The organism is Kribbella steppae, assembly GCF_004342025.1.
Taxonomy (GTDB): Bacteria; Actinomycetota; Actinomycetes; order Propionibacteriales; family Kribbellaceae; genus Kribbella; species Kribbella steppae.
The window spans coordinates 652,529-676,334 of sequence record NZ_SLWN01000003.1 but is presented as its reverse complement, the minus strand read 5'-3'; the positions used below and the strand labels follow the sequence as shown (position 1 = coordinate 676,334).

The 23,806-nt window shown below is 69.6% G+C and carries 24 protein-coding genes; 5 read left to right on the top strand and 19 right to left on the bottom strand.

What is annotated here, in order from left to right; genetic code table 11:
* Window positions 1–11 precede the first annotated feature (11 nt).
* From EV652_RS11815 to EV652_RS11805, 3 genes are read right to left on the bottom strand one after another with little or no spacing between them, the layout of a single operon-like run.
* On the bottom strand, window positions 12–857 hold the full coding sequence (locus EV652_RS11815; protein ID WP_132209085.1) for a carbohydrate ABC transporter permease: 846 nt from the start codon (window positions 855–857) through the stop codon (window positions 12–14).
* A complete protein-coding gene (locus EV652_RS11810) occupies window positions 854–1,807 on the bottom strand; it encodes a carbohydrate ABC transporter permease (protein WP_132209084.1) in 954 nt (317 codons plus the stop codon). The genes EV652_RS11815 and EV652_RS11810 overlap by 4 nt, the downstream gene beginning before the upstream one ends.
* A 12-nt stretch (window positions 1,808–1,819) precedes the next feature.
* On the bottom strand, window positions 1,820–3,211 hold the full coding sequence (locus EV652_RS11805) for an ABC transporter substrate-binding protein (protein ID WP_242001698.1): 1,392 nt from the start codon (window positions 3,209–3,211) through the stop codon (window positions 1,820–1,822).
* Between the two features lie 134 nt (window positions 3,212–3,345).
* Here EV652_RS11805 and EV652_RS11800 point away from each other — a divergent pair, with 134 nt between their 5' ends.
* Both EV652_RS11800 and EV652_RS11795 read left to right on the top strand, forming a co-directional pair.
* Window positions 3,346–4,305, top strand: coding sequence for a sugar-binding transcriptional regulator (locus EV652_RS11800; protein WP_132209083.1), 960 nt, complete (start codon window positions 3,346–3,348; stop codon window positions 4,303–4,305).
* Window positions 4,306–4,311: 6 nt separating this feature from the next.
* A complete protein-coding gene (locus tag EV652_RS11795) occupies window positions 4,312–5,100 on the top strand; it encodes a phosphotransferase (protein ID WP_132209082.1) in 789 nt (262 codons plus the stop codon).
* Here EV652_RS11795 and EV652_RS11790 read toward each other — a convergent pair.
* Window positions 5,057–5,497 (bottom strand): hypothetical protein, encoded by a 441-nt coding sequence (locus EV652_RS11790; protein ID WP_132209081.1) that lies wholly within the window; start codon window positions 5,495–5,497, stop codon window positions 5,057–5,059. The two genes, EV652_RS11795 and EV652_RS11790, sit on opposite strands and share 44 nt — an antisense overlap.
* An 84-nt stretch (window positions 5,498–5,581) precedes the next feature.
* On the opposite strand from EV652_RS11790, the gene EV652_RS11785 reads away from it, so the two are divergent.
* Both EV652_RS11785 and EV652_RS11780 read left to right on the top strand, forming a co-directional pair.
* Window positions 5,582–6,187 (top strand): uridine kinase family protein, encoded by a 606-nt coding sequence (locus EV652_RS11785; RefSeq protein ID WP_439649053.1) that lies wholly within the window; start codon window positions 5,582–5,584, stop codon window positions 6,185–6,187.
* A 112-nt stretch (window positions 6,188–6,299) separates the two neighbouring features.
* Window positions 6,300–6,959 carry a hypothetical protein gene (locus EV652_RS11780; protein WP_132209080.1) on the top strand — a complete coding sequence of 220 codons (660 nt, stop codon included), beginning with the start codon at window positions 6,300–6,302 and terminating at the stop codon, window positions 6,957–6,959.
* On the opposite strand, the gene EV652_RS11775 is transcribed toward EV652_RS11780, so the two are convergent.
* From EV652_RS11775 to EV652_RS11730, 10 genes are all read right to left on the bottom strand, one after another.
* Window positions 6,956–9,751, bottom strand: a complete 2,796-nt coding sequence (locus EV652_RS11775) for a BTAD domain-containing putative transcriptional regulator (protein ID WP_158441148.1) — start codon at window positions 9,749–9,751, stop codon at window positions 6,956–6,958. The two genes, EV652_RS11780 and EV652_RS11775, sit on opposite strands and share 4 nt — an antisense overlap.
* Window positions 9,752–10,002: 251 nt before the next feature.
* Window positions 10,003–10,431, bottom strand: coding sequence for a TadE/TadG family type IV pilus assembly protein (locus EV652_RS11770; protein WP_132209078.1), 429 nt, complete (start codon window positions 10,429–10,431; stop codon window positions 10,003–10,005).
* The gene (locus EV652_RS11765) at window positions 10,428–10,871 is read right to left on the bottom strand and encodes a TadE/TadG family type IV pilus assembly protein (protein ID WP_242001697.1); all 444 of its coding nucleotides are present in this window, start codon (window positions 10,869–10,871) and stop codon (window positions 10,428–10,430) included. Before EV652_RS11765 ends, EV652_RS11770 begins: the two co-directional genes overlap by 4 nt.
* Complete coding sequence (locus EV652_RS11760) at window positions 10,858–11,289, bottom strand: TadE/TadG family type IV pilus assembly protein (protein WP_132209077.1); 432 nt, start codon at window positions 11,287–11,289, stop codon at window positions 10,858–10,860. The genes EV652_RS11765 and EV652_RS11760 overlap by 14 nt, the downstream gene beginning before the upstream one ends.
* 9 nt (window positions 11,290–11,298) lie before the next feature.
* Entirely contained in the window at window positions 11,299–11,502 is a 204-nt protein-coding gene (locus tag EV652_RS11755) for a hypothetical protein (RefSeq protein ID WP_132209076.1), read from the bottom strand.
* A 28-nt stretch (window positions 11,503–11,530) separates the two neighbouring features.
* Window positions 11,531–12,448 carry a type II secretion system F family protein gene (locus EV652_RS11750; RefSeq protein WP_132209075.1) on the bottom strand — a complete coding sequence of 306 codons (918 nt, stop codon included), beginning with the start codon at window positions 12,446–12,448 and terminating at the stop codon, window positions 11,531–11,533.
* Complete coding sequence (locus tag EV652_RS11745; protein WP_132209074.1) at window positions 12,448–13,338, bottom strand: type II secretion system F family protein; 891 nt, start codon at window positions 13,336–13,338, stop codon at window positions 12,448–12,450. The genes EV652_RS11750 and EV652_RS11745 overlap by 1 nt, the downstream gene beginning before the upstream one ends.
* Window positions 13,335–14,642, bottom strand: a complete 1,308-nt coding sequence (locus EV652_RS11740; protein ID WP_132209073.1) for a TadA family conjugal transfer-associated ATPase — start codon at window positions 14,640–14,642, stop codon at window positions 13,335–13,337. The genes EV652_RS11745 and EV652_RS11740 overlap by 4 nt, the downstream gene beginning before the upstream one ends.
* On the bottom strand, window positions 14,642–15,439 hold the full coding sequence (locus tag EV652_RS11735; RefSeq protein WP_132209072.1) for a CpaE/TadZ family protein: 798 nt from the start codon (window positions 15,437–15,439) through the stop codon (window positions 14,642–14,644). The genes EV652_RS11740 and EV652_RS11735 overlap by 1 nt, the downstream gene beginning before the upstream one ends.
* Entirely contained in the window at window positions 15,440–16,153 is a 714-nt protein-coding gene (locus EV652_RS11730; protein ID WP_158441147.1) for an SAF domain-containing protein, read from the bottom strand. It lies immediately after the preceding gene.
* A 238-nt stretch (window positions 16,154–16,391) separates the two neighbouring features.
* Here EV652_RS11730 and EV652_RS11725 point away from each other — a divergent pair, with 238 nt between their 5' ends.
* Window positions 16,392–16,658, top strand: coding sequence for a hypothetical protein (locus EV652_RS11725; RefSeq protein WP_132209070.1), 267 nt, complete (start codon window positions 16,392–16,394; stop codon window positions 16,656–16,658).
* A 98-nt stretch (window positions 16,659–16,756) separates the two neighbouring features.
* On the opposite strand, the gene EV652_RS11720 is transcribed toward EV652_RS11725, so the two are convergent.
* Genes EV652_RS11720 through EV652_RS11700 form a run of 5 tightly spaced genes read right to left on the bottom strand, consistent with a single transcriptional unit; the run spans window position 16,757 to window position 23,669 of the window.
* Window positions 16,757–21,289, bottom strand: coding sequence for an FtsK/SpoIIIE domain-containing protein (locus EV652_RS11720; RefSeq protein WP_132209069.1), 4,533 nt, complete (start codon window positions 21,287–21,289; stop codon window positions 16,757–16,759).
* A gap of 44 nt (window positions 21,290–21,333) precedes the next feature.
* Window positions 21,334–21,681 carry a hypothetical protein gene (locus EV652_RS11715; protein WP_132209068.1) on the bottom strand — a complete coding sequence of 116 codons (348 nt, stop codon included), beginning with the start codon at window positions 21,679–21,681 and terminating at the stop codon, window positions 21,334–21,336.
* The gene (locus EV652_RS11710; RefSeq protein WP_132209067.1) at window positions 21,678–21,965 is read right to left on the bottom strand and encodes a hypothetical protein; all 288 of its coding nucleotides are present in this window, start codon (window positions 21,963–21,965) and stop codon (window positions 21,678–21,680) included. The genes EV652_RS11715 and EV652_RS11710 overlap by 4 nt, the downstream gene beginning before the upstream one ends.
* Window positions 21,955–23,352 carry a C2 family cysteine protease gene (locus EV652_RS11705; protein WP_132209066.1) on the bottom strand — a complete coding sequence of 466 codons (1,398 nt, stop codon included), beginning with the start codon at window positions 23,350–23,352 and terminating at the stop codon, window positions 21,955–21,957. Before EV652_RS11705 ends, EV652_RS11710 begins: the two co-directional genes overlap by 11 nt.
* The gene (locus tag EV652_RS11700; RefSeq protein ID WP_132209065.1) at window positions 23,349–23,669 is read right to left on the bottom strand and encodes a WXG100 family type VII secretion target; all 321 of its coding nucleotides are present in this window, start codon (window positions 23,667–23,669) and stop codon (window positions 23,349–23,351) included. Before EV652_RS11700 ends, EV652_RS11705 begins: the two co-directional genes overlap by 4 nt.
* Window positions 23,670–23,806 lie beyond the last annotated feature (137 nt).

Here is a 23,806-nt window from a genome sequence, read left to right as displayed (position 1 = left end):
GGACAGCACAGTCACTTGACCGCCCCCAGCGACAGACCCTGGACGAGCTTGTCCTGGGCGGCGAACCCGGCGATCAGCACCGGCAACGACACCACGAGGGACGCGGCACAGACTTTGGCGAGGAACAATCCTTGGCTGGTCACGAACCCAGTCAAGAACACCGGCGCCGTCTGCGCCACTGTGCCGGTCAGTACCCGGGCGAACAGCAGCTCGTTCCAGCTGAAGATGAAGCAGATCAGCGCCGCCGACGCGATCCCGGGTGTGACGATGGGCGCCACCACCGAGCGGAGCGTGCGGGTCAGATTCGCGCCGTCCACCGAGGCCGCCTCGAGGATCTCCACCGGCACCTCGGACAGGAAGCTGCGCAGCATCCAGACCGCGATCGGCAGGTTCATCGAGGTGTAGAGGATGATCAGCAGCCAGATGTTGTCCAGGAACTTGACCGACTGGGCGAACAGGTAGATCGGCAGCAGGCCGGCCACCACCGGCAGCATCTTGGTGGACAGGAAGAAGAACATCACATCGGTCCACTTGCGCACCGGCTTGATCGACAGCGCGTACGCCGCCGGGAACGCGAGCAGGATCACTACCGCCGTCGACAGGAGGCTCGCGGTGAGCGAGTTCAGGATCGACGGCCACGGGCCGGTTTCGAAGAACGCCCGGTAGCCGTCCAGCGTCAGCGGTGCGCCGAGGTCCGGCGGGTTCTTGGCCGCGTCCTCCTCGGAGTGGAACGACGTCAGCAGCATCCACAGCACCGGCAGCACGAACAGAAGGCCCACGACCCAGGCCAGCCCGGTCAGCGCGAACCGGCCACCGCGGTTCTTCCGCCCGGTCACGATCGTCACGTGCCCGCTCATCGTCCGCTCTCCTCTCGGAACAGGGTGGACACCGACCGCAGCGCGAGCGTCGCGATCACGATGGTGCCGATCACCACGATCACGCCGGCCGCGGAGGCGCGGCCGTAGTCGTGCGCGGTGTAGAAGGTCTGATAGATCGAGTAGGGCAGGTTCGCCGTACCGAGGCCGCCGGAGGTGATCGTGAAGACGGCGTCGAAGTTCTGCACCACATAGATCGACCCGAGCAGTGCGGACAGCTCGAGGTACTGGCGCAGGTGCGGGAGCGTCATGTAGCGGAAGATCTCCCACTGGTTCGCGCCGTCGATCCCGGCCGCCTCGATCACGTCCAGCGGACGGCCCTGCAGACCGGCCAGCAGGATCAGCATCATGAACGGCGTCCACTGCCAGACCAGCGCGAAGATGATCGACCACAGTGGTTGGTTGCTGATCCAGTCCGGCTGCGGCGCGTTCTCACCGAAGATCCACTTCAGGACGCCGTTGAACAGCCCGTACGACGGGTTGTACAGCGCGTGCTTCCACAACAGCGCGGCAGCCACCGGGACGACGAGGAACGGCGTGATCATCATCGTCCGGACCGCCCCGCGACCGCGGAACTTGCGGTCCAGCAGCAACGCGATCAGCAACCCCAGCACCAGGCTGATCAGGACGACGCCGGCCGTCAGCACGACCGTCACCCAGATCGCATGCCGGGTGTTCCCGTCCGTCAGCACCCGGCGGAAGTTGTCGAATCCGGCGAACCCGCGCTCGTCCGGGTAGTAGGCGTTCCAGTCCATGAAGGACACCACGATGGTGACCACGAACGGCAGCTGGGTCACGATGATCATGAACACCAGCGCCGGCATCAGCGGCGCGCGGCGGGCCCAGTCGCCCGTCTTGCGCATCAACGAACCCTCGGAGCCAGGCGGAGGAGTGGACTGCCGATTCTTGCGCGTCTCGGTAGTGATGCTCATGACAGCTCTCTCCTACTTCGCTTCTCGTGAGCGATACCGCTCGGCCACGTCGTCGGCGAGCTCCTGCCCGCGTTTCAGCGCTTCGTCGACGCTCATCCGCCCGGCGATCGCCGAACTGACGTCCTGGCTGACCTGGGTCCCGAGGTCCGGGAACTCCGGGATGTCGACGAACTGGATCCCGATCGCGGGCCGCGGCTGGACGCCGGGGTTGCGCGGATCCGCTGTCTCGATCGCCTGCCTGGTCGGCTCCGCGAACGCCCCGGCTTCCTTCAGGTAGGCCGGGTTCTCGTACGTCGAGGCGCGTTTGCCGGCCGGGACACGCGACCAGCCGAGCTGCTCACCCACGAGCTGTTCGTAGTCCTTGCCGGACGCCCAGGAGATGAACTTCCAGGCGTTGTCCTTCTTCTCGCTGGCTTCCTGGATGCTCCAGGCCCACGCGTACAGCCAGCCGGAGCTGTCGGTCTTCACCACCGGCGCCGGGGCATAGCCCATCTTGCCCTTCACGGGTGAGTTCGGCGCTTCCAAGGAGCCGGCCGCGGACGTGGCGTCGTACCACATCGCGACGCTGCTCTGGACAGTGTTGTTGAGGCATTCGGTGAAGCCTGCCTGCGGTGCGCCGAGCTCACCGTGGGCGCGGACCAGATCGACGTAGAACTTGACTGCCTCGGTGAACTCGGGCGAGTCGACCTGTGCCTGCCAGTCCTCGGTGAACCAGGTGCCGCCGAACGTGTTCACCACCGTTGTCAGCGGCGCGAACACCTGCCCCCAGCCGGGCTGTCCACGCAGGCAGATGCCGCGCATCCCGGGCTGTGCGTTGTCGACCTTCGCCGCGATGTCCGCGATCTCCTGCCAGGTCGGCTTGGCCGGCATCGTGACGCCCTTCGCGGCCAGCACGTCCTTGCGGTACATCAGGAACGACGACTCGCCGTAGAACGGTTCGCCGTAGATCTTGCCGTCCTCACCGGACAGCGACTGGGTCATCGGTGCGAGTACGTCGTCCTGGTCGAACGACGGATCCTTGTCGATGTAGTCCGAGAGCGGGGCGATCCACTTGCTGGTCGCGTAGATCGGGATCTCGAAGTTGCTCAGCGTCGCGACGTCGTACTGACCGGCCTGGCTGGAGAACTCCTGGCTGATCTTGTCCCGGACGTCGTTCTCCGGCAGCACGGTGAAGTTGACCTTGATTCCGGTCTCTTTGGTGAAGTGGTCGGCGGTCAGTTTCTGCAGGTCGACCATCTGCGGGTTGTTCACCATCAGAACGTTGATGCTGTCGGCACCGCCGCCGCCCGCACCGCCGCCCCACCCGGCGCAGCCGCTGACCGCACTCACCAGGAATGCGATCGCGACGGCCCCGATGCGTTTCCGCTGTCCCAGCACGAGCTGCTCCTCTGCTGTGTCGTTCACGAAACGTGTCGATCAGGGTTCGCTCATATGAGCATGGCTCTGCTCACAGGATGAGTGAACCGGGTACGCATTGACCTGTCAAGAGTCTGTGCAACACTAGGGCGCAGGCATGCTCATATGAGCGGGGAGGTCAGATGGAGCCGAGCACCAACGCCTTCGGGCCGTCGCAGCTCGTTCTCACGGCGTCGATCGCGCGCCGGTACTACGTCGACGGGCGCTCCAAGGTGGAGATCGCCGACGAGTTCCAGCTCAGCCGGTTCAAAGTGGCGCGGTTGCTGGACCACGCGCGCAGCAGTGGCTTGGTGCGGATCGAGATCAGCCATCCCGGTGCCATCGACCTGGACCTCTCGGCCAGGCTGCAGGAGGCCCTCGGACTGCGGCGGGCGATCGTGGTGGACACACCCGAGGACGATCCCGCCGCGCTGCGACTCCAGCTCGGCAAGGCCGCCGCCGATCTGCTGTCGGAGATCGTCACCGCTGAGGACGTCCTCGGGCTCGCGTGGGCCCGGGCCGTGACCGCGATGACAGAGCAACTGACCTCATTGGCCCCCGTTCCCGTGGTGCAACTCACCGGCGCCCTGACCCGCCCGGACGTCGAGGCGAACTCGGTGGAGCTGGTGCGACACACCGCTCGGTTGTCGGGCGGACCGGCGTACCTGTTCTACGCCCCGCTGGTGGTGCCCGACGCCGCGACCGCGCGGGCGTTGCGACAGCAGCCGGAGGTGGCCGAGGCGATCAGTCATTTCGAGTCCGTGACCAAGGCGGTGGTCGGGCTGGGTTCCTGGAACGCCGGCCAGTCGACGCTGTACGACGCGATGGACGAGAAGGCCCGTGAGCAACTACGCCGCCGCGGTGTCGCCGCCGACATCTCCGGGGTGTTCGTCAGTGCCGACGGCGAGCCCGTGCAGACCCGGTTCACCGACCGGGTGATCGCGATCAGCGCCGAGCAGATGGACGCGATCGACGAGGTGATCGCGATCCCGTACGGGCTGGCGAAGGTCGACGCCGTCCGCGCGGCGGTCCGCAGCGGCCTGGTCAACGGGATCGTTACCCACGGACCCCTGGCGAAGGCGCTACTGGACGAGACACACTGACGCGCGATGCCTGATGTCGAGACGCAGCTGCTCGGCGGCACCGCCAACCGTGGTCTGGTGGTGCGTGTCGGCGACACGGTACGCCGCCCGTTGCGCGCGAGCAGCACCGCCACTCATGCGCTGCTCGAGCACCTGGAGCGCGTCGGCTTCTCCGGTGCGCCGAACTTTCTGGGGGTGGACTCCCAGAAGCGCGAGGTGTTGTCCTACGTACCGGGTGAGACCGTGACCCCGCCGTACCCGGCCTGGTCGATGACGGACGAGGCGCTCGACAGCGTCGCCCGGCTGCTGCGCGAGTACCACCAGGCGGTCGCCGGCTTCGATCCCGCCGGCCTGGCCTGGGCCGAGCCGGTGCCTCCGGCGTACGTCGAAGACCTGGTCAGCCACAACGATCCGAACCTGGACAACGTGGTGTTCCGGGACGGTGTCGCGGTCGCACTGATCGACTTCGACCTGGCCGGACCAGGCTCCGCACTGTGGGACGTCGCCACCGCGATCCGGCTCTGGGCCCCGCTCCGCCCGGACGCCGACATCGCCGACGCGCGCCGCGGCCGCACCCTCAGCCGGCTCCGGCGCTTCGCCGACGCCTACGGCCTGGACGAGACCGACCGCGGCCGCCTGGTCGACGCGACCGCCCGCAACCACGTCTGGTGCATGGACTACGTACGCCGGGGCGCCGAGACCGGCCACCCGTGGTTCCACCAACGCTGGACCACCGGCGAGGCCGAACTGACCGACCGCACCAACCAGTGGTTCACCGAGCAGGCGGAAGCTCTTCGTCACGCACTGCAGCCCTGATCTCCAGCTCACGCTCGCCCTCGGACACGCCGTCGGAGTACGACTCGTGCATCCTGCGGACGAAATGCGGCAGGAAGACGATCGCCGGGCTGGGCCAGATCCCGAGCTCCTCGCTGCCGATCAGCTGAACGGCTAACGCGCACGCCACGACTCCGAGCAGCACGATCCAGCCGTGCCGGCAGATCCACGGCCCGTCGTCGGCGATGAGCCCTCTCCGGGTCACTGCGCCAAGAGCCAACAGCGCGGTCGTCAGCGCGGCCACGATCAGCAAGGCGGCGAACTCCCAGCCGTGCACCCCACTCCACTGACCGTCGTGCCGGATCATCCGGACAAACTCGACCGCGAAGGCGATCGCGACAACGGCGTACACCGCGGCGCCCAGTTTCAGCTTCGGCATGAGGCTCCTGGTGCGGTCGGGACGGGTCTAGTCCGCCTATCGCGGGGAGTGGGTTGGATGTTACTGCAGCAAGTGGCAGAGAATATGCCGGTGAGTTCGCGCGTGGTGTTGCTGGCGGGGCCTTCGGGGACGGGGAAGTCGCACCTGGCGGAGCTGGTGGGGCTGCCCGTCGTCCGGCTGGACGACTTCTACCGCGACGGCGGCGACGACGCGATGCCGCGTTCCCCGCTCGGCATCGTGGACTGGGACGATCCGCGGTCCTGGGACGGCGACCGGGCCGTCGCGGCGCTGGAAACCTTGTGTACGGCGGGTACGGCGGACCTGCCGATCTACGACATCGCCGCGGACGGGACGGTCGGGCACCGGCCGGTTTCCACTGAGGGATCGCCGCTGATCATTGCCGAGGGCATCTTCGCCGACCAGATCGTCGGTGCGCTGAAGGATCGCGACCTGCTCGCTGCCGCCATCTGCGTCCGGCACCACCGCCTCGTCACCTTCGTCCGGCGGTTCCAGCGCGACCTCCGGGAGCACCGCAAACCGCCGTTCACCCTGCTGCGGCGCGGTCTGCTGCTGCTCCGCGACGATCCACAGGTGGTTCGCCGCTGTCTCGACGCGGGCTGTGAGCCCCTGCATCCCAAGGCTGCCCGCCGCCGGATCGAGGCGCTTCTCACGGACGCACGGTCCCGCTGATTCGCGGCCCGTTCGCCCGGCGTTCACCTTTGTCTGATGGCATCAGGCCCGAAACGTTCTGATGCTCTCGGGGCGAACTGATCCTCTCTGGACAGGCGGACGGAGAAGAACCGTGAAGCGGACTGCGCCAGGCGTCGCCGCCGTGGTGACCGCGCTGGTGCTCGGCATGACCGGGTGCGGGAGCGATGCCGGCGCCTCGACCGGCACCCTGCAGACGCCCTCGGCAACCAAAGCGCCGGCGGGCGCGCGGGACAAGGCGACGAAGAACACGCTGGCCGGTCTGGTCGTCCTCCCCCGCGGCTACATCGCCGATCCGCGGAGCACCACCGGTGCGTTCACGGCCACCACGTTCCTGGGCAACTGGTCCGCCGACCCCGCCCTCGATCGCGCGCTCCTGCTCAACGCCGGTTTCGTCGAGGGGTACCGGGCGAGCCGGCTGAGCCCGGACAAGAAGAAGCAGTTCACGGTGCAGCTCTTCAAGGCCGCGAGCCCGGCCAAGGCGAAGGCCTTGCAGCAAGGCTTCTGGAGCCAGGACACCCACGAGCGCGGCTTCGACGTACCGAACGCCTTGAGTGACGCGCGGGTCCAGTACGACGGCGGCACCGGCCAGTCCGAGGCGGTCGCCGAGGTCAGCTTCGTGGTCGGCACCCTCGTCGCCGAACTCACCATCCGTCAGACCGGTGCCCTGGGCACCGATCCCCGCCCCGACACGGCCCTCCTCAAAACCCTCGCCGCACAACAAGAAGCCCGCCTCACCACCCGATCCAGCTAGCCCGCGCGGCGGGAGCGGGGGGCTGAGGCTGGGAGCAGGTCTTCGATCAAGGCTTCGGTTTCCGGGCTGAGGACGAGGCCGTGACGTTGGATGCGTTCGCCGAGAGCTTCGACCACCTTCTCGGCCGCGGCCACACCGCCGTACCGGTGCTCCGCCGTCAGCAGATCCCGCCACAGCAGGTCCGAGCTCTCGGCCAGCCGCAGGCCAGCCTGGACCGCGCTCACCGCACCAGCCGGATCGTCCCCACCCATCGTGAGCTCCCACAAGCGGTGCGAAGCGTCGACCACGACATCCGGCACCAACCGCTCCAAGTGCACCCGCGCGATCCACGAGTACCCGCCCCGTGGTCGCCCGCTGAGGAACGGCCCACGGACCAACTGCAGACCACGCCGCAGCAACTCCCGCTCGTCCCGCACCGTCTGCGCGGTCCGGCTCCGCCGTACGAGCTCGGTGAAGCAATCCCAGTCGACCGCGACCTCAGGTCCGAGGTACAACCGGCCGCCCGAGTCCTGCCGCAGGTGATGAGCACCCGTGGTGTCGGTCCCCAACCATTGCCGCACTCGCTCAACCATCGAGTCGCGTACCTCGGCGGTGACACCGCGCGGCCAGACCGAGGCCCCGAGCACACTCGGGTGCACGCCACCGGGGTGCAGCGCCAGGAACGCGACGATCTCGGTCGCGAGCGACAGCCGCTCCTGCTCCAGCCGGTTCGTGGCCCGGACGTCCATCGGTCCGAGCACCCCGATCCGTACGTTCGCCGTCCACCAGGCCGCGTCGTCGCCGATGCGGCCGCTGTTCGGCACCCGGACCCGGTTCTGGCCGGTCGGCGGCTGAGTGTGCGTCCGGGCCGCCGCCAGCAACTCGGTGAGCGACTCGACCGTCGGCTCGGACAGCCGACTGGCCGACAGCGTCAGCCCGAGCGCAGGGATGCGCAACGTGCCCGACTCGTCCACCCGCAGCTGCCAGCGCGCACCAGGCACGGTCCCCGCGACCATCAACCCGAACCCCGCACGCGTGCGGGACGCCAGCGCGGTCAGCCGCTGGGCCGTGGCCTCACTGGGCGGTGCTCCGAGTACGACGTACTGCGGCGAAGCGTCCGCGGCCCGGCTGACCCGGCCGGACAGCACCTCGGTCTCGATCGTTCCGGCTTCGAGATCCGGGATGACCTCGTCGATGTCGTTCACCACGCGCAGCCGATCGGCCAGCACGTCCTCGATCGCGTCCGGCAGGTCGGACGTGGTGACCTGCAGCAGATCCGTCCACGGGTTGGTCGCGAGCTGCACCGCGACCGACGTCGCGACCTCGCGGGCCACGACCGTGTCGCCCTCCAGACTGAGCGCACCGCTGGCCGCCTCCAGATCGACCAGCACGTCGCGGTCGTACTCGTCCCGCCCCAGGCACACCAACGCCGGGAACGGCGCAGGCCCGGATCGATCGGGAACGATGTCGGCCCGGTTGATCCGCCACCGGCGGCCGTCGTCGAGCGCGTGCCAGGGCGGCGGGACGGTTGTTTGCGGGGGCGCGAGCAGCAACTCGACCCCGGTGTCGTCGACGAGCGCTCCGAACAGGGACGGCAGCGGCATCCCGGCCGCGTCACACTGCCGCACCAGCGCACGCATCACCCGGTCCAGCGCGTCCGACCGCTCCGGATCCGCCCCGACCCGCAGTGCCACCTCGGCGGCTGCCGCGGCCTGCTCGGGATCACGTCCGCGCCGCCGGTACCGCTCGACCAGCAGGAGCATCAGCAGACCGGCACCCACCAGACCACCGCCGAGGAGGTCGTTGGGCAGCCGCCAGCGAGCGTCCTGCGTCTGGCCGCCGTCAACAGACTGGTGGTCGCCACCGACTGTGGTACCGCTCCCCGTGCCGGTTTCCTCGCCCTGGTTGGTCGTCGGCGTCTGCGGGCCTTGCTCCCTCTGACCGGGCTGAGTCTGCTCGGTGGTACGCACAGTGGTCTTCGCCGGGGTCTCGGTCGGCACGCGGGGAACGCCGACGGCGTCCTCCGGCATGATCAGCTCCCACCCCGGCATGATCAGCCGGGCCAGGTGAAGGTGCTGGCCGTCCGGCTGGACCCGCTCCTTGTTGAGCTCGTAGATCTCCTTGTAGCGGCGGCCGTCACCGAGGTGCTTCTCGGCGATGTCCCAGAGGCTGTCGTGGTGGTGCCCTACCGGCGCCTTGACCGTGTAGACCTTCTTGCCTGCCAGCGGATTCTTCGTCCCCGCCTGCGCCGTGTGCCCCTCGAAGCGGTTGTGGTCGATCGGCTGAATCGTCTCGGCGCTCGGCTGGGCAGTGGTCGTGGTGGCGCTGATGGTGACCTGTGACGGTGGCTCGACCGGGGCGCCGCCGCCGCCGGTCGCCGCGGCGGCCTGACCGGCCGCGATCCCGGTCAGCAGCAGCGCGCTGACGAGGATCCGGGCCAGCTGCTGGCTGCCGCCGCCCAACGGGATCGCCGCCGGCACACCGCGGCCGCGGATCGCGCTGGCGATCTCGGCCACCACACAGACGAGGAAGTGGAACCAGGCGATCCAGACGACCACTCGCAGTACGGTCAGCAACGTGTCGATGCCGATCGGCGCGGTCAGATCCTCTCGGGTCGGCCAACCGTCCGGCAGCGGCGGCGGACCGCTCAGAACCCACAACGCAACCGGTACGCCGACCACGAGCACGAGCAGCGCGAGCGCGGCCAGCACCACCTGTCCGGGCGACCGCGGGTCCTCCGACGGCGCCTGCCGGAAGCGGGACGGATCAGGTGGACTGGCGACGAATCGCCGCGCCTTCGGCTGCTGGGTCATGGGGCCTCCCGGCCTGGACTGAGGAGCGCAGGGAGCCCGGTCATGGGGCCTCCCGCCCTGGACTGAGGAGCGCAGGGAGCGAAGCGACTGGAGTGACGAGGGAAGGGCGGGAGCCAAGGCCCCATGACCCGCCGCGCCGGAGGCGTGGCAATGTGCACAGCGACTGGAGTGACGAGGGAAGGCCGGGAACCAAGGACCCATGACCCGCCGGCGCCGAAGGCCCGGCCAAAATGCACTGTCATGAAGGTCTCCTAGCCGATCCCGGTCTCAGGCTCGGCGACCGCGTCGCCGCGCACGGTGAAGGAACCGATCCCGATCAACCCGAGGATCGCGGTGTCCGCGGTCGACTCGGCCGAGGCGGTGACCCGGTTCCCGTTCACCGACACCGAGATGTTCTGGTAGCCGCGGTCGGCCAGGAAGCCGGCCGCGGCCGACCGGGCCTGGTTGGGGTCGACGACCAGTTCGCCGCGGTCGCGCAGCGCCGTCACGTCGATGGCGTTGGCGCCGGCCCGGGCGGCCTGTTCGGCGTCGTCGGTCAGTCGGCTGCGGGCGTTCAGTGCCAGGCCGCCGTCGACGACCAGCCCGGCCCCAACCATCAGCACGGCGGCGAAGCCGAGCATGAAGACGGTGGCGGAACCCCGCTGGTCGCGGCCGCGGATCCGTTGGATCAGCTTCCTCATCCGGTCCTCCGGAACTGGTCGATCGGCGCCGAACTGGTGATCGTGACGGTCTTCGACCCTGGCAGTCCGATCAGGCCCAGGCCGTCGTACGACACCTCGCAGCTGAGGGTGACGGTGATGGTGCCGCCGGACGCGAAGTTGCCGCCGAGCGCGGCGTTCGTGCACCGCCCGACGTTCTGCAGGGCCGCGTTCGCGGTGTCCACCGCGATGGCGGCGGCCGCCGCCTCGGTGCGCTCGAGCGAGGCGGCCCGGACGGCGTCCCGGCTGGCGGCCTCGATGTCGCCGCGGACCGCGACGTACCGGCCGCCCGCGACGACCAGCATCATGAACGCCATCATCACCGGCGCCAGCAGCACGATCTCCACCGCCATCGAGCCGCGCTCGGCCCGTCGCCCGCGCCTTGAGCCGGCCAGGAGAGGACCGCGGTCAGTTGTCCGCACGGAACTCCTCCAGTGGCCCTTGGACGACCTGGGTGACGGTCGGCGGATCGACGAACGGGGTGATCTTCTGCGCGTGGCCCCGGACCTCGACTCGCACCTGCTCGGTGCCGACCGGGGTGACGGTCACCTGCACGTCCTCGAGGATCCCCTTGCCGATCTTGCCCGCGTAGGCGTAGCCGGCCGCTTCGGCCTGGCCTCGGTCCAGCGTGGTCCGGGCCACCCGGGCGGCTTCGCGCGCACCCGCGGACGCGGCCTGGTTGCCCAGGTAGATCAGCGAGAACTGGATGGTCAGGAAGATCGCCAGGAAGAGGATGGGCATGTAAAGGACGAGCTCGACGCTGCTCGCACCGCGCTCGCCCCTGCTGCCCGGAAGACACCGGCGGATGATCCGCCGGGCCCCTCGCCGTCCTGTCGTCATCGCCGAGGCTCAGCCGAGGTCCAGGTCGTTGGCCTTGCCGGTGAGCTTGGCCAGGATGATCGCGCCGACCGCGATGGCGATCCCGATCAGCAGCGCGGAGATCAGCACCCACTCGACGGCGGACGCGCCCAGCTGGGAGCGCCGGGCGTGCGCGATCCGCCCGGCGAGCAGGGCTCGCACGAAGACGAGGGTCTGGTTGGTGGGTTCGATCATGATTTTTCCTCCGAGACGGCGTGACGGTTCACAGCCCCATCACCCGGGCAACAGCTGGATAGACGAGGAAGAGCAGGAAGCCGACGCAGAGCAGCATCTGCGCCATCAGCATGGACTGGGACCGCGCCTGGGCACGGCCTTCGGTGTCGGCCAGTTCGCGACGCCGCATCGAGACCGCGCGGGCGACCAGGGAGTCGCGCACCTTGGCGCCGTCCTCGGCCACCAGGGCCAGGGCGGCGGACAGGTCGCGCAACTCGTCGATCCCCACCTCGTCGCCCAGCTCGCCGAGCGCCGCCCACGGGGTGACGCCTTGCAGCCTGGCGGTCTCGAGGGTGTCCCGGATCCGGACGAACGCCCAGCCGTCGCTGATCCCGGATGCGGACGACAGTGCCTCCGGTACGCCGCGACCGCCGGCCAGGTTCATCGCGACCAGATCGAGGAACGAGCTGACCACGTGCCGGAAGTCGCGTCGCCGGTCGGCCGCGACACCACGCAACTGAACCGTCGGGAGCAAAGCCCCGACCACGGCACCGATGATCCCGAGCCAAACCGGGATGACGCCGGGCAGGCTGCCGGTGACGATGCTCACCGGCGTCAGCATCAGGAACGGTACGACGAAGCCGACCAGCGCACCGACCAGACTGCTGGCCAGATGGGTCTCCACCGACCGGCCGGCGATTCCGAGGTCGGCCGAGATCGACGGCGGTACCTGGATCCCGCGAGACTCCAGGGCACGGCGCAGTCCGGAGCCGAGCCGCCGCATCCGCAGCGACTCCTCCTTGTGCCGCCGGTCCGCGGTCAGCTTCACGTCCTGGCGGTACCGGCGCAGGTCCGCGTCCAACTGGAGCAGTCCGGCGGCGCCGCTGACTCCCGTCCCGCCGACGAGCCGGATGGCGAGCAAGACGCCGAGCCCCGCCAGCGCACCGCCGAGCATGATGAACGTCATCAGCGACGACCTCCCCCGTCGGCGGCCGGCAGCCGGTCCCGCGCGTGCAGGAACCGCTCCGGGACCTCGAAGCTGGCCAGCCGGCGCAGCCACAGGAAGCCTGCCGCGAACAGGCCGAGGATCAGCAACAGCACGACCTGACCCAGCGGTGTCGAGTAGGGAGCGACGTACTTGCGGTTGAAGAGCGCGAGGCCGAGGACGACGGCCACGGTCACGACCATCACGATCTGCACGCTGCGCCGGGTGCTGCGGCGGCCGGCGCTGACCCGCTGACGCATGTCGAGCGCTGCCCGCGCCGACTCCGACAGCGAACCCAGCACGTCGCGCAGGCCGGGGCCGCGCAGCCTGGAGTTCAGGATCAGGCTGGCGACGATCAGGTCGACGCTGGAGTCGTTCATCTCGTCGGCGAACTTCTGCAGCGCCTGCGGTAGCGGAACACGGACCCTGAGACGGTCCGCGAGTGCGGTCAGTTCCGTCGAGATGGCCGGCGATGCCGCGTACGCGGTGGCCGGGATCGCCTGCTCGAGGCCGACCGCGCCGGCCACGGTGTCGCGCAACGACTCCGTCCAGGCCGCCAGGCCCTCGAGCCGGGCGATGGCCCTGGCTTCGTGAGCCGCCCCGCCGAACAGCGCCGGGAAGGCGAAGGCCAGCGCACCACACGCGGCGGCTGCCACCGGCCAGCGGGTGATCAGCAGTGTCAGCAGCGTCGTACCCACCGCGATCGGGATCCGGGTGCCGGCAGTCTTGAGACCGTTGGCGAGCTTCGACGGCCCGCTCATCACCTCCGGCTCGGCCTGCGGGACCAGCGCCCAGACGAAGATCAGGAGCCCACCGCCGACGACAGCGCCGATCAGCACGATCAACAGCAGGTCCAGTGATGGTGCTGTCATGATGCCCACCCCGCTGGGGCACCGGCGGTGTAGCCGGCGGCCTGAAGCTCGGGTAGGCAGCTGATCGGCGCCGCCGGCACGGCCACACCGTCGAGTCCCGCCTGGAAGATCTCGCTGGACAGCACCCGCCCGTCCACACCGTTGACCTCGCGGACCGAGGTGATGATCCGGCGCAGGGCACCACCGCGGGAGAAGTCGTTGCGCCGTTCGACGAACACGACGAAGTCGATCGCGCCCGCGATCAGCATCATGGTCGCGTCCGCGGGCAACCGCTCGGCCGACTGGATCGCGTAGGTGCAGATGCGGTTGAAGACCTCCAGCGACGAGTTGGCGTGGATGGTCGACAGCGAGCCGTCATTGCCCTGGCTCATCGCGTTCAGCATGGTGACGATCTCGTCGCCGAGCACCTCGCCGACGATGACCCGGCTGGGGTTCATCCGGAGCGACCGGCGGACCAGCTCGGCCATCACGATGGCGCCCTGACCCTCGCTGTTCGGCAGCCGCTCCTCGGTCGCCAGCACGTTCGGGTGCAGGTCCTCGAACTCGCCCAGGCCGAGCTCCAGCGAGCGCTCGACGGTGATCAGGCGCTCCTCCGGCGGGATCTCGTTCGCCAGCGCGCGCAGCAACGTCGTCTTCCCGGCGTTGGTGGCGCCGGCGATCATGATGTTCTTGCGGGCCGCGACCGCCGCCGACAGGAACGACGCCAGGTCCGGTGAGAGCGTGCCGTACTCGACCAGCATGTCCAGTGAGACCCGGGACAGCCGGGCGCGCCGGATCGACACCGACGGACGCGGGCAGACCCCCATCAGCGCGGACAGCCGGCTGCCGTCGGGCAGTCGCAGGTCCAGCTGCGGGTTGGCCGAGTCGAACGGCCGGCTGGCGAGGCCGGAGTACGCCGCCAGCGTCTGGATCAGCTCGACCAGCTCGTCGTCGGACTCGGCGACCGGCTGACCCAGCTCCTCGCGGCCGTCGGCGAACCCGATGAAGACCTTGTCGCAGCCGTTGATGTCGACGTTCTCCACCATCGGGTCGTCGAGCAGCGGCTGCAGCCGGCCGACGCCGAACAGCGCGGCATGGATGCCGTCGGCAAGCTCTTGCTCCTCGCCCGCCCCGGGTGGGGTCCGGCCGGACGCGATCTCGCCCCGGGCATGGTTCTCGAGCACCCGGCCGACGACCGCGCGGGCGAACTGCCGCTCGTCCTCGGCGGTCATCTGCGGCAGCCCGTTGGCCGCGTCCTCCCGCCGCTGCCGCGCCAGCACCTCGGCGACCTCTTCACGCAGCCGGCGGACAAGTGACTGGTCCATCAGGCGACCCCCCACTCGACGGTCTGCTCCTGCGGCCGCGGCCGGCCGAGACGGTACAGCCGCTCGGCCAGATCCGTGCCCGAGCGCACCAGCAGCGACTTGCGGGCCCGCCGCCCGTCGCCGGCCCGGATGGCGGCGGCGGCCTTCTCGTCCTCGGCGATGATGCCGAGCACGGTCACCGGCAGCCGGGCCCGGTCCAGGATGGCCTGGACGTCGCCGACGACCCGCGCGTCCCGGTACGACGCCACGAGTGCGACCCCGACCGGAACAGCCTCGTAGGTGCCGAACTGGAGTGCCTCGGCGAAGCTCGTCAGGCGCTCGCGCAGATGCGCGAGACCCTCGATCGTCGGCCGTCCGACGAGCAGCACGGCATCGGCGTTCTGCAGCACCGGCACGGTCGCCGAGCCGGGCATCAGCCGGCCGCAGTCGGCGATCACGTCCCGGTCGGGAACCGCGCGCAGCAACCTCGCCAGGTTCAGCCAGGCCGGACCGAGACCCTGGACCTGGCTCGGTGAGTTGACCCCGGCCAGCACCTCCAGGCCGCCGGACACCCGCTGCAGGTGGTCGGCCAGCCGGACCTCGTCGGTGCCCCGCCGGACAGCCGCGCCCAGCGACAACAGGCCACGGTCCGGGTCGAGCGGTGCGCCGGCCTCGTCGCGATAACGAAGTGCGACATCACCGCCGGCCGGGTCGAGATCTGCCAGCACAGGCTCGACCGGCCAGCCCCCGGCCAGGACAACGGCGGTGGTGGTGACTCCCGGCGAGCCCTTGGCGGACGCGACGACGTACAGACCCATCTACTTCTCCCCCAGCGAAACACCGCTCTTCAGCAGTGCCACCGCGATCCGGTTGTTGCCTGAGGCATCAGTAATCGCCTTGACGTCGGCCCGGTCGACGAGCATCGTCGCGGTCGTTGCGGACTCGGCCTTCTCGCCCAGCCCGCTGCCCTGGCCGGTCGGGGTGGGCGCGTCCAGGACGACGGCGTCGCCGAGTACCTCGGGCGGAATGTTGCCCGTGCCGATCTTGACCAGCTCGACCTGGTCGCCCGCGTGCAGACCGCTGGCCGGCACCCGGCCGTCCAGCATGACCACACCGACCGCCGCCTTGTCGTCCGAGATCGGCGAGGACCTGGTCAGCATCCCCTGCTCGAGCAACTGGCCCTTGACCAGGTTGACCTTCGCGTAGGTGCCGATGATCTCCTTGGCCCGGTCGGCCGGGATCAGCCGGACTCCGTCGCTGGCCACCCGGGTCTGGGCGAGGTCGTCCTCGGTGATCTTCGACCCGACGCTGATATCGCTCGCCACCCGCACGACGGCGACCCGCTGGTCCATCCGGACCGCGAGCACACCGGCGATCAGGGCGCCGCCGACGATCAGCAGGGCCGCCAGCGCGGCGATGGCCGGCCGGCGCCGCTTCGATGCTGCCGGCAACCGTCCGCCCGGTCTGCGGCCGGCGGCCCGGTCGGCACGCTGACGCTGCCGGTCGACGACTTCCGTACCGGGACTGGACATACTGGCCCGCCTCCTCATGATTCCCACGGGTTGGCGTGGCCGGACCCGGCACGCCTCAGCCCCCGTTTGGCCTCTCGCGACATTAGCCGCCGCCGGGGTCAATCACCTGCAGTGACGCGACACTTGCATCAAGCTGCAAACCCTCACGGCGAGGATCCGGTCCCAGTGGACCCCTGTCGTGGTTTCGTACCGTCAACAGGTGCGGCCAAGGCACCACCAGCCAGAGATGGGGAGTCCTATGAACGACATGGTCGGCGGTAGCCTGCCGGAGATGGATGCTCTGAAGAAGAAGCTCTCAGAGTTCCAGACGGAGCTGGGCCAACTGAAGACCGCGTCCACGGGCGTTGTGACCAGCACCACGTGGAAGGGCAAGTACGCGGACGACTTCCGCACTGCCTGGGAGCAGTGCAAGAAGAACATCGGCAGCATCGAGACCGATCTGCAGAACGCGTCCCAGGCGGTCGAGAAGAACCGTCAGGCGATCCAGACCGCGACCGGCGGCTGATCGACCGGCAGCACTGCTGCGGCGAAGCACCGAAGCCGGCCGGACCTCACGGTCCGGCCGGCTTCCGCTGTTGCGGGCTCATCCTCACGGATCGAGGATCAGCTCCGGGCGACCTGGATCGACTCCCAGCGGCCGCCGGCGACCAGCAGGGCCCGGCCGGGCGGGGCGCCACCGGCCATCCCGCGCGGCAGCTGGATCCCGAAGATCTCCGCGTCGTCGTACTTCTGCGGGTTGAGCACGATACCGGCCCGCGACTTCTTCATCGCCACGACCGGCCCGCGGTACATGCTGGTGAGGTCGGATCCGGTCCCGGCGCCGATCATCAGGTTTCCGGTGTCCCGCAGCATCGCGACCCGGGCCTCGATCATCTCTGCCAGCGGGCTGTCCTGACCGAGCAACTCCAGGTCGTCGATCACGATGGCGTGCGGGCTGCTCAGGCCGTCCAGCACGGTCTTCACCTGCTCCGCGTCGGCATCCGCGCCGAACACCCCGGCGATGCCCGGTGCACCGACCAGGTCCCGCAGCGGACTCCGCCGCGGTACGACGGCCGCGACCTGCCAGCCCCTGGACGTCATCGAAGCGATCATGGTCAAGAGCGTCGTACTGCGTCCTGATCGTGGCGGCCCGACCACGACCAGGCCTGGGCCGTGGTCGAACGCGTCGAACGCCCGTACGTCGAGGTCGTCGCCGCCGACCCCGACCACGACCTCGGTCGGCCGCACCGGCCGGGAGGCCATGTCGAGGGCGGCCGGCAGCTCGATCGACGCCGGCAGCGCGTCCACTCGGAACGGGCGCTGCTTCTGCGGGATCTGGGCCAGCGGCGTCGCCTCGGCCGCAATCCGGTGCAGTGCGGCCACCTGAGCAGTCCCGTCGTCGTCCTCGGTGAGCAGCGCGACCTGGGTCTCCAGCAGCCCCTGCGCGCGGAACCCGCGGCCGGCGGGGAACTTCTCCGGGACCTCCTTGGTCGGCATCCCGATCAGCAGGAAGTCCGACGGGTCGGTCATCCGCAGCATCAACCGGTCCTCCATCAGGGTGGAGATCCGGCCCATCAGAGCGGTCCGGTCCGCGGTCATCACCACCTTGACGCCGGCTCCGGCGCCCTCCTGCAGGATCTGCATCCAGGCATCCACCAGGCGGCCACCGTCGACCGACTCGAACGCCGCGACGAACCCCTCCCAGCGGTCGAGCAGCACCAGCAGGTACGGCATCCGCTCGTCCGGTGGGCTGCTGCGGCGTTGCTCGGTGAGATCGGCGAAGCCCTTCGAGGCGAGCTCCTGCTGCCGCTGGCCGATGGTCGCCTGCAGCCGGGCGGTCAACCGGGTCAGCCGATCGGCCTGGTCCCGCGCGACCACGGCACCGGTGTGCGGCAGCCCGATCATCGGCAACAGGGCGTTGTTGCCGCAGTCGACGCCGTACAGGTGGACGTCGGTCGGCTCGACCAGCCGGCCGATGGACCCCGCCAGCGCGCGCAGGGTGGCGGAGCGGCCGCTCCGTGGGGCGCCGATGATGGCGAGGTGGCCGGCGGCGTCCAGGTCGTACGTCGCAACGGAGCGGGCCTGCTCGCTGGGTACGTCGGCCAGTCCGAACGGGATCGGCGGCAGGCTCCCGTCGGCCCCGGCCTTGTCCGCCTCGAGGTCGTCCAGGGTGACGATCTCCGGCAGTGGGGGCAGCCACGGGCTCGGCGGTGTCTTGATCCCGGCGACCTTGGCCGCGCCCTGCAGCGCCTTCACCAGGGTGGCCAGATCGGTCGGCACCATCACGTCGTCCTCGGCCTCTTCGGTCTCGAACCGCACCGGCCGGCCGAGATCCCGCCAGCCCACCGGCCGGACACCGACGTCGGCCGCCGCGACCAGGCCGGGCGGACGGCCACCGACCCGGGAGGTCTGGAACGGGATCAGCGACGAGTGCCCCAGCCGGGCGTACCCACGGCCCGGGGTCGACTTGGAGATGTGGGCGGCGTCCGGCGCCTCGATCACGTCCGCACTGTCGCCGGCGTCGGTGACCCGCAGCGCGATCCGCAGGTTCGTGTTCGCCTTGATGTCGCTGGTGACCACACCCGCCGGACGCTGCGTCGCCAGGATCAGGTGGACGCCGAGGGACCGGCCCCGGCGGGCGATGTCGACGATGCCGGTGACGAAGTCGGGCAGCTCCGACACCATCGCGGCGAACTCGTCGATGACGATCAGCAGCCGCGGCATCCGCTCGTCGTCCGGGCCCATCCGCTCGAGGTACTCCTCGATGTCCTTGGCGTTGGCGCCCTTCAGCTGATGCTCGCGACGGTGCAGCTCGGCGGCCAGGGAGGCGAGCGCGCGGGTGGTCAGGTGGCCGTCGAGGTCGGTGACCATGCCGACCGTGTGCGGCAGGTGGTTGCAGTCCTTGAAGGCCGCGCCGCCCTTGTAGTCGACCAGCACGAAGGTCATCTCGTCCGGTCTGTTGCCGACGGCAAGCGAGCCGATGATCGTCTGCAGCAGCTCCGACTTTCCGGCGCCCGTGGTTCCCGCGACCAGACCGTGCGGGCCGTCCCGGACGATGTCGACGGCGAACGGCCCTTCGGCCCCCTCGCCGATCACCGCCTGGGTGGTTCGGCCGCCGCGTGCCCAGGTCTGCGCCAGCCCGTCCGGCGCGGGCGTCTCCAGCCCGAGCACAGTGAGCAACCGGCTCGAGCCCGGGATCGCGGTGGCCCCGTCACCGCCGGAGACGTCCTGGATCGGGGCCAGCGAGCGCGCCAGCCGGTCCAGCCACTGCGGGCTGACCAGGTCCGGCCGGACGCCGTCCACGGTCGGGGCGCCGGTCTGCCGCAGCCGCCACCACTGACCGTGCGGAGCGACCACAGCGTGCGCCTCGTCCGGCAACTGCCGCTCGTCGCTGTCCAGGCAGATGAACCGGACGCCTACGGATGGGCCGTCCTTGAGCAGGCCGACGACACCGGGCATCATCCGGAGCCGTCGGGCCCCGTCCATGACGACGACGATCTGGTCGGCGAACAGGGCCGGCTGCGGGACGGGGTTGGAGCTGTTCAGCGCCTTCCGCCGAGCTTCCACCAGCCTGGCCAGCTCGTTGATCCGGCGCATCGTGGTCTCGTCGTCGTTGCCGAACAGCCCGAGGAAGCCGTCGTCCTCCCTGCCCCGGACATGCGGCAGCCAGCGCATCCACTGCCACGCCGGCGCCGCGTCCGGCGTACACAGCACCACCAGCCGCAGCGCCCGAGGGCTGTGCAGCGCCGCCAGCTGCCCGGCCAGCCAGCCGCCGATCTGTTGCGCCGTTCCACCGGTGCCGGCCACGCCGAGCACTCCGACCGACACCAGCGGGACGGTGGCCGGCACGTCCGGAGCCGTCCAGGTCCGCTTCCGCAGATGGGCGTCCAGCGTCGCGTCCTCGACCATCACCTCGCTGGGCCGGTCGGCGATCCCGAGCCGGAGCTCGAGCCAGTCCGGGTCCGTCGGCCGCCGCTCCCACAGTCGCGCCCGTGGGCCGGTCGCGAACAACAGCACCGCGGCCGGGTCGGCCAGATCGCGCCGCCGGGCGTTGCGCTCGGCCACCAGTGCACGTCGGGCGTCCTGTTCGACCCGCGCCTTGCGCTCCTTGTACTGGGCCATGCGTTCGCGGTACGTCGTCTTGCCCTCGCGCTTGCTCTGGAAGTATTGACCGATGTACATCAACGGCGTGAGGAGGCCGAACAGCAGCATTCCCGGCTGCCGCAGGATCACCGCGAGCGCGACCGCACCGATCATCGGTAGCAGCATCACCAACAGCGGGAACGTCGGCTTCTGCGATTTCTCCGGCTCCGCCGGCAGCGAGAAGTCGGTCATCCGCGGCGGCGGCAGCAGCCTGGGCGGCCGGTTGAAGTCGACCAGCCCGCCGGCAGGGTTGGGCGACAGCGAAGCGTCCGGCGCCTCCACCAATGCCAGCGCCAGCATCACCGGGCCGACGGTGAGCTGCATCCCCGGCTCCCACTCGGTGACGGCCCAGCCGCCGGATTGGTCCAACGCTCTGCGATCCAGCTCGACCAGCGTGGGTCGCTGCCCCTGTTCGAGAACGTACGTCGTCTCCTCGGCACCCGACTCGTCCGGAATCACGATCGGCCCGAAGGTGGGATCCACCGGGCGTTCCATCCCCGTCAGCCCGTCGGGCTCCTCGACGCGCAAGGTGACTTCGCCGCCGACGGTGACGGCCACGGTGGCGACCTGCCCCGGGATTCCGCCACCCACCAGCCGAATGTCCGAGTCGGACGCGCTGCCCATCGAGTAATTGCCCGGGCCGAGCCGGTGGACGGCACCCGCACCGGGCCCGCTGACCACCCGGACCTCGACCAAACCGTGCGGCTCCGGCGGAGCGCAGCCTCGCGAGTCGCCGATGCTTACCAGGGTCCCCTCGCGCAGCGGTGAGGCGGCCAGCGAGAGTTCAGGGTCGACCGGGTACCCGTTGACGAACAGGGACGGCACGCCCGCCGGCGAAGAGTCCGGACCATGCAGGTCGATCACGTTGCCCGCGCCCGGTACTGCGACTCGCCTCCCGACGGCCTCGACCAGCCGAGGCGCCAGACCGCCCACGGTCAGACCGGCGTCCGCGTCGACGACGACATCGGCGCTCACTCCCTTGACCGGGTCGACAACCGTGAGCATGAGCCGCATACGTCATCCCATTCATCGTTCTGGCTGCCCGACGGCACCCCGCATCAGCTTGGCGAAACCTTCACCCAGGCGTAGTCGTGACTACCGAACTCGATCGCGGACACGGTCACCGTCTGCCCGAACGCGGTGCCCTTCTCGCCCACGCCCAGCGTCAGGGGCACGGACTCCGCGCCACTCTTCATCACCGAAAGCATCGCCCGGTCGGGATCCTTCAGCACACCGCCCACGCCGACCTCGATACCGCCGGTGGTGCCGGTCGTCCCCTGCGAGATCCGGACCGACCCGTCCGTCGGGGTGGTGAAGGCACTGGTCGGGCCACTCGGGTCGGCCTCGTCGGAGTTGCAGCCGGTCACGCCGATCAGCACGAGCACCGCGATCGCGGCCCACTTCATCGGGTCTCCGCTGTCCGGACGGCGATCCGAGCCACGTCGACGCCGTACGCGGGCTGGATGTCCAGGAGCTCGAGTGTCCAGGCGCCGTACTGCGTCTCGTCGCCGACGGCCAAGGTGACGTCGCTGGACAGCTGGTCACGGCGGCTGCGGTCGGACACCGACAGCATGGCCCGGAGCGGGTCGAGCAGGACTCCGCCGAGACCGATGACCAGGTCTCCCTCGTTCGTCCTGGTGCCCTGCGGTACGCGTACCTCGGTCACGGTTCCTTCGCGATCAGCTGACATCGACTGCCTCCACCTTGGTCCCGTACTTGTTCAGCTCGTCGATCGAGATTTCCGTCACGCCTTCGCCACTGCCCCAGGGATTCTGCAGCAAGACCTTGTCGCCCTTGACACCGATCACCGTGTAGGCGTGCGGTCCGTAGAGCGGCTTCGGCTTGATCGTGCTCATCCCCGGGTGGTCCTTGGGGTCCTGGGTGCTGAAGGTGACCGACTTGCCTTCGTCCAGCCGCGCCTGGATGTCGTCCACCGAATCGACGTCGCCCGCATCGGTGCGCTCGGACTCCTTACCGGTGAGCTCCTCCATCCAGTCTCCCGGCCAGCGCCCCTGGATGTGCTCGTAGCCACCCTTCCACTGCGCCGCCGCCTTCTCGACCACGACCGCCCAGAGCTCGGGATTGCTGCCGTCCGGCGTGTCCCCGAACCCGGTGATCGGGGTGCCGTCCGCCTTCCGCAGTACCTCAGGCTGTACGACGATCTGGATCGGCTTGCCGTCCTCGTAGAAGGTGACGGTGTAGCTGCCGTTGGCGTTGGTGGTCACCATCTTCTCCAGCAGCTCGGGGTTCTTGTCCGCCAGCGCGGCCAGGGTGGCCTGCAACCCGCAGTCGCCGATGCTCATCTGGTCGACATCGGTCCGGTCGGCGCCGCCTCGCTCGCCGGCCCCCTTGGCGAAGAGGGTCCCGGTGATCGGATCCCACGAATAGCCCTTGAAGTCACCAGCGCCTTCGGTGGTCGGGCGGAAGTACCCGTTCGCCCACTCCGACACCTTGCACATCCGCTGGATGACAGGCAACGACACGTTGGAGCCGAAGAGGTTGAGCAGCTCGCGCTCGCCAGTGGAGTCCAGACCCCCGTCGAGCATCCCGCCGTCTTTCATCCGGGTCAGGAAGTCGCCGAGCTCCTTGTCGTTCAGGTTGGCGAGGACTGCCTCCAGCTCGGCCGGGGTGAGGCCCTTGAGCTGGCCCATCACCTTCTTCTGGTCGTCACTCGACAGCAGGACGAAGTCGTCGATGATGCCGCGGACCGACTTGGTCGCCTCGTCCACCTTGGCCTTGTCGACCGGGCCCATGTCGTTGAACCAGGTCTGCGGATCCGGCGCCGGCTTGCCCTCCTTGACGGCCTTCATCATCTGCTCGAACCGGTCGACCCGGCGGGTGTACGCCTGGGAGGAGTCGGTGGCGTCCGAGGCCAGGCCGCGCAGTTTGCCAGAGGCCCCGCTGCCGAACGGCAGGTTCTCCATCACCTGCGGCAACGGGCTGCCACCGTTCTGGACACCCTGGTCCAGCAGGGCCCGGAACTTGGTCCGCCGAGTCTCGGCCGCGCTGCTGGCGTCGGTGAGCGCCTTCACCAGCTCCCGCACCCGGCTCGGGGTGATCGAGACGTACCCGGTCATTTCGGCCCCTTCTCCTTCTCCTCTTTGTCTTTCTCCTCGCGCCGCTGGTCGCCGGCCTGGGTCTCCAGGTTGTTGGCGTCCTTGTCGAAGGTGGCGGCCGCGTCGAGGATGGCCTGCTGGGCCCCGTCGATCCGCGACTTCCAGCCGGTCAGCGTGCCGCTGAACTCGGTGGCCACCGGTCCTTGCCAGGTCTGGTCGTCGTGCAGGTCCTTGACGCCACTCAGCAAGCCGGTGACCGCGGTCGCTTCCTTGCGCAGGTCACTCGCGATCTCCCGCAACCGCGCTGCCTTGGCATCGAGCTCGGCCGGCGTCGTCATCTGATCGTCCTCACGCTGGGCATCCTCTCAGAACAGCCGGTCACCGGAGGCAGCAATGGCTGGGCCGGAAATCATGGTGGGAAACCCGCTCCGCGCGGAGTCGGCCGACGTCGGTGACGGACAAAACAGCCGGCTCG

Bases quoted from the DNA above. Each gene is read 5' to 3' on its own strand.
- EV652_RS11815 (WP_132209085.1), bottom strand. From the start codon at position 857: ATGAGCGGGCACGTGACGATCGTGACCGGGCGGAAGAACCGCGGTGGC.
- EV652_RS11810 (WP_132209084.1), bottom strand. From the start codon at position 1,807: ATGAGCATCACTACCGAGACGCGCAAGAATCGGCAGTCCACTCCTCCG.
- EV652_RS11800 (WP_132209083.1), top strand. From the start codon at position 3,346: ATGGAGCCGAGCACCAACGCCTTCGGGCCGTCGCAGCTCGTTCTCACG.
- EV652_RS11795 (WP_132209082.1), top strand. From the start codon at position 4,312: ATGCCTGATGTCGAGACGCAGCTGCTCGGCGGCACCGCCAACCGTGGT.
- EV652_RS11790 (WP_132209081.1), bottom strand. From the start codon at position 5,497: ATGCCGAAGCTGAAACTGGGCGCCGCGGTGTACGCCGTTGTCGCGATC.
- EV652_RS11785 (WP_439649053.1), top strand. From the start codon at position 5,582: ATGCCGGTGAGTTCGCGCGTGGTGTTGCTGGCGGGGCCTTCGGGGACG.
- EV652_RS11775 (WP_158441148.1), bottom strand. From the start codon at position 9,751: ATGACCCAGCAGCCGAAGGCGCGGCGATTCGTCGCCAGTCCACCTGAT.
- EV652_RS11770 (WP_132209078.1), bottom strand. From the start codon at position 10,431: ATGAGGAAGCTGATCCAACGGATCCGCGGCCGCGACCAGCGGGGTTCC.
- EV652_RS11760 (WP_132209077.1), bottom strand. From the start codon at position 11,289: ATGACGACAGGACGGCGAGGGGCCCGGCGGATCATCCGCCGGTGTCTT.
- EV652_RS11755 (WP_132209076.1), bottom strand. From the start codon at position 11,502: ATGATCGAACCCACCAACCAGACCCTCGTCTTCGTGCGAGCCCTGCTC.
- EV652_RS11750 (WP_132209075.1), bottom strand. From the start codon at position 12,448: ATGACGTTCATCATGCTCGGCGGTGCGCTGGCGGGGCTCGGCGTCTTG.
- EV652_RS11745 (WP_132209074.1), bottom strand. From the start codon at position 13,338: ATGACAGCACCATCACTGGACCTGCTGTTGATCGTGCTGATCGGCGCT.
- EV652_RS11740 (WP_132209073.1), bottom strand. From the start codon at position 14,642: ATGGACCAGTCACTTGTCCGCCGGCTGCGTGAAGAGGTCGCCGAGGTG.
- EV652_RS11735 (WP_132209072.1), bottom strand. From the start codon at position 15,439: ATGGGTCTGTACGTCGTCGCGTCCGCCAAGGGCTCGCCGGGAGTCACC.
- EV652_RS11730 (WP_158441147.1), bottom strand. From the start codon at position 16,153: ATGTCCAGTCCCGGTACGGAAGTCGTCGACCGGCAGCGTCAGCGTGCC.
- EV652_RS11725 (WP_132209070.1), top strand. From the start codon at position 16,392: ATGAACGACATGGTCGGCGGTAGCCTGCCGGAGATGGATGCTCTGAAG.
- EV652_RS11720 (WP_132209069.1), bottom strand. From the start codon at position 21,289: ATGCGGCTCATGCTCACGGTTGTCGACCCGGTCAAGGGAGTGAGCGCC.
- EV652_RS11715 (WP_132209068.1), bottom strand. From the start codon at position 21,681: ATGAAGTGGGCCGCGATCGCGGTGCTCGTGCTGATCGGCGTGACCGGC.
- EV652_RS11710 (WP_132209067.1), bottom strand. From the start codon at position 21,965: ATGTCAGCTGATCGCGAAGGAACCGTGACCGAGGTACGCGTACCGCAG.
- EV652_RS11705 (WP_132209066.1), bottom strand. From the start codon at position 23,352: ATGACCGGGTACGTCTCGATCACCCCGAGCCGGGTGCGGGAGCTGGTG.
- EV652_RS11700 (WP_132209065.1), bottom strand. From the start codon at position 23,669: ATGACGACGCCGGCCGAGCTCGATGCCAAGGCAGCGCGGTTGCGGGAG.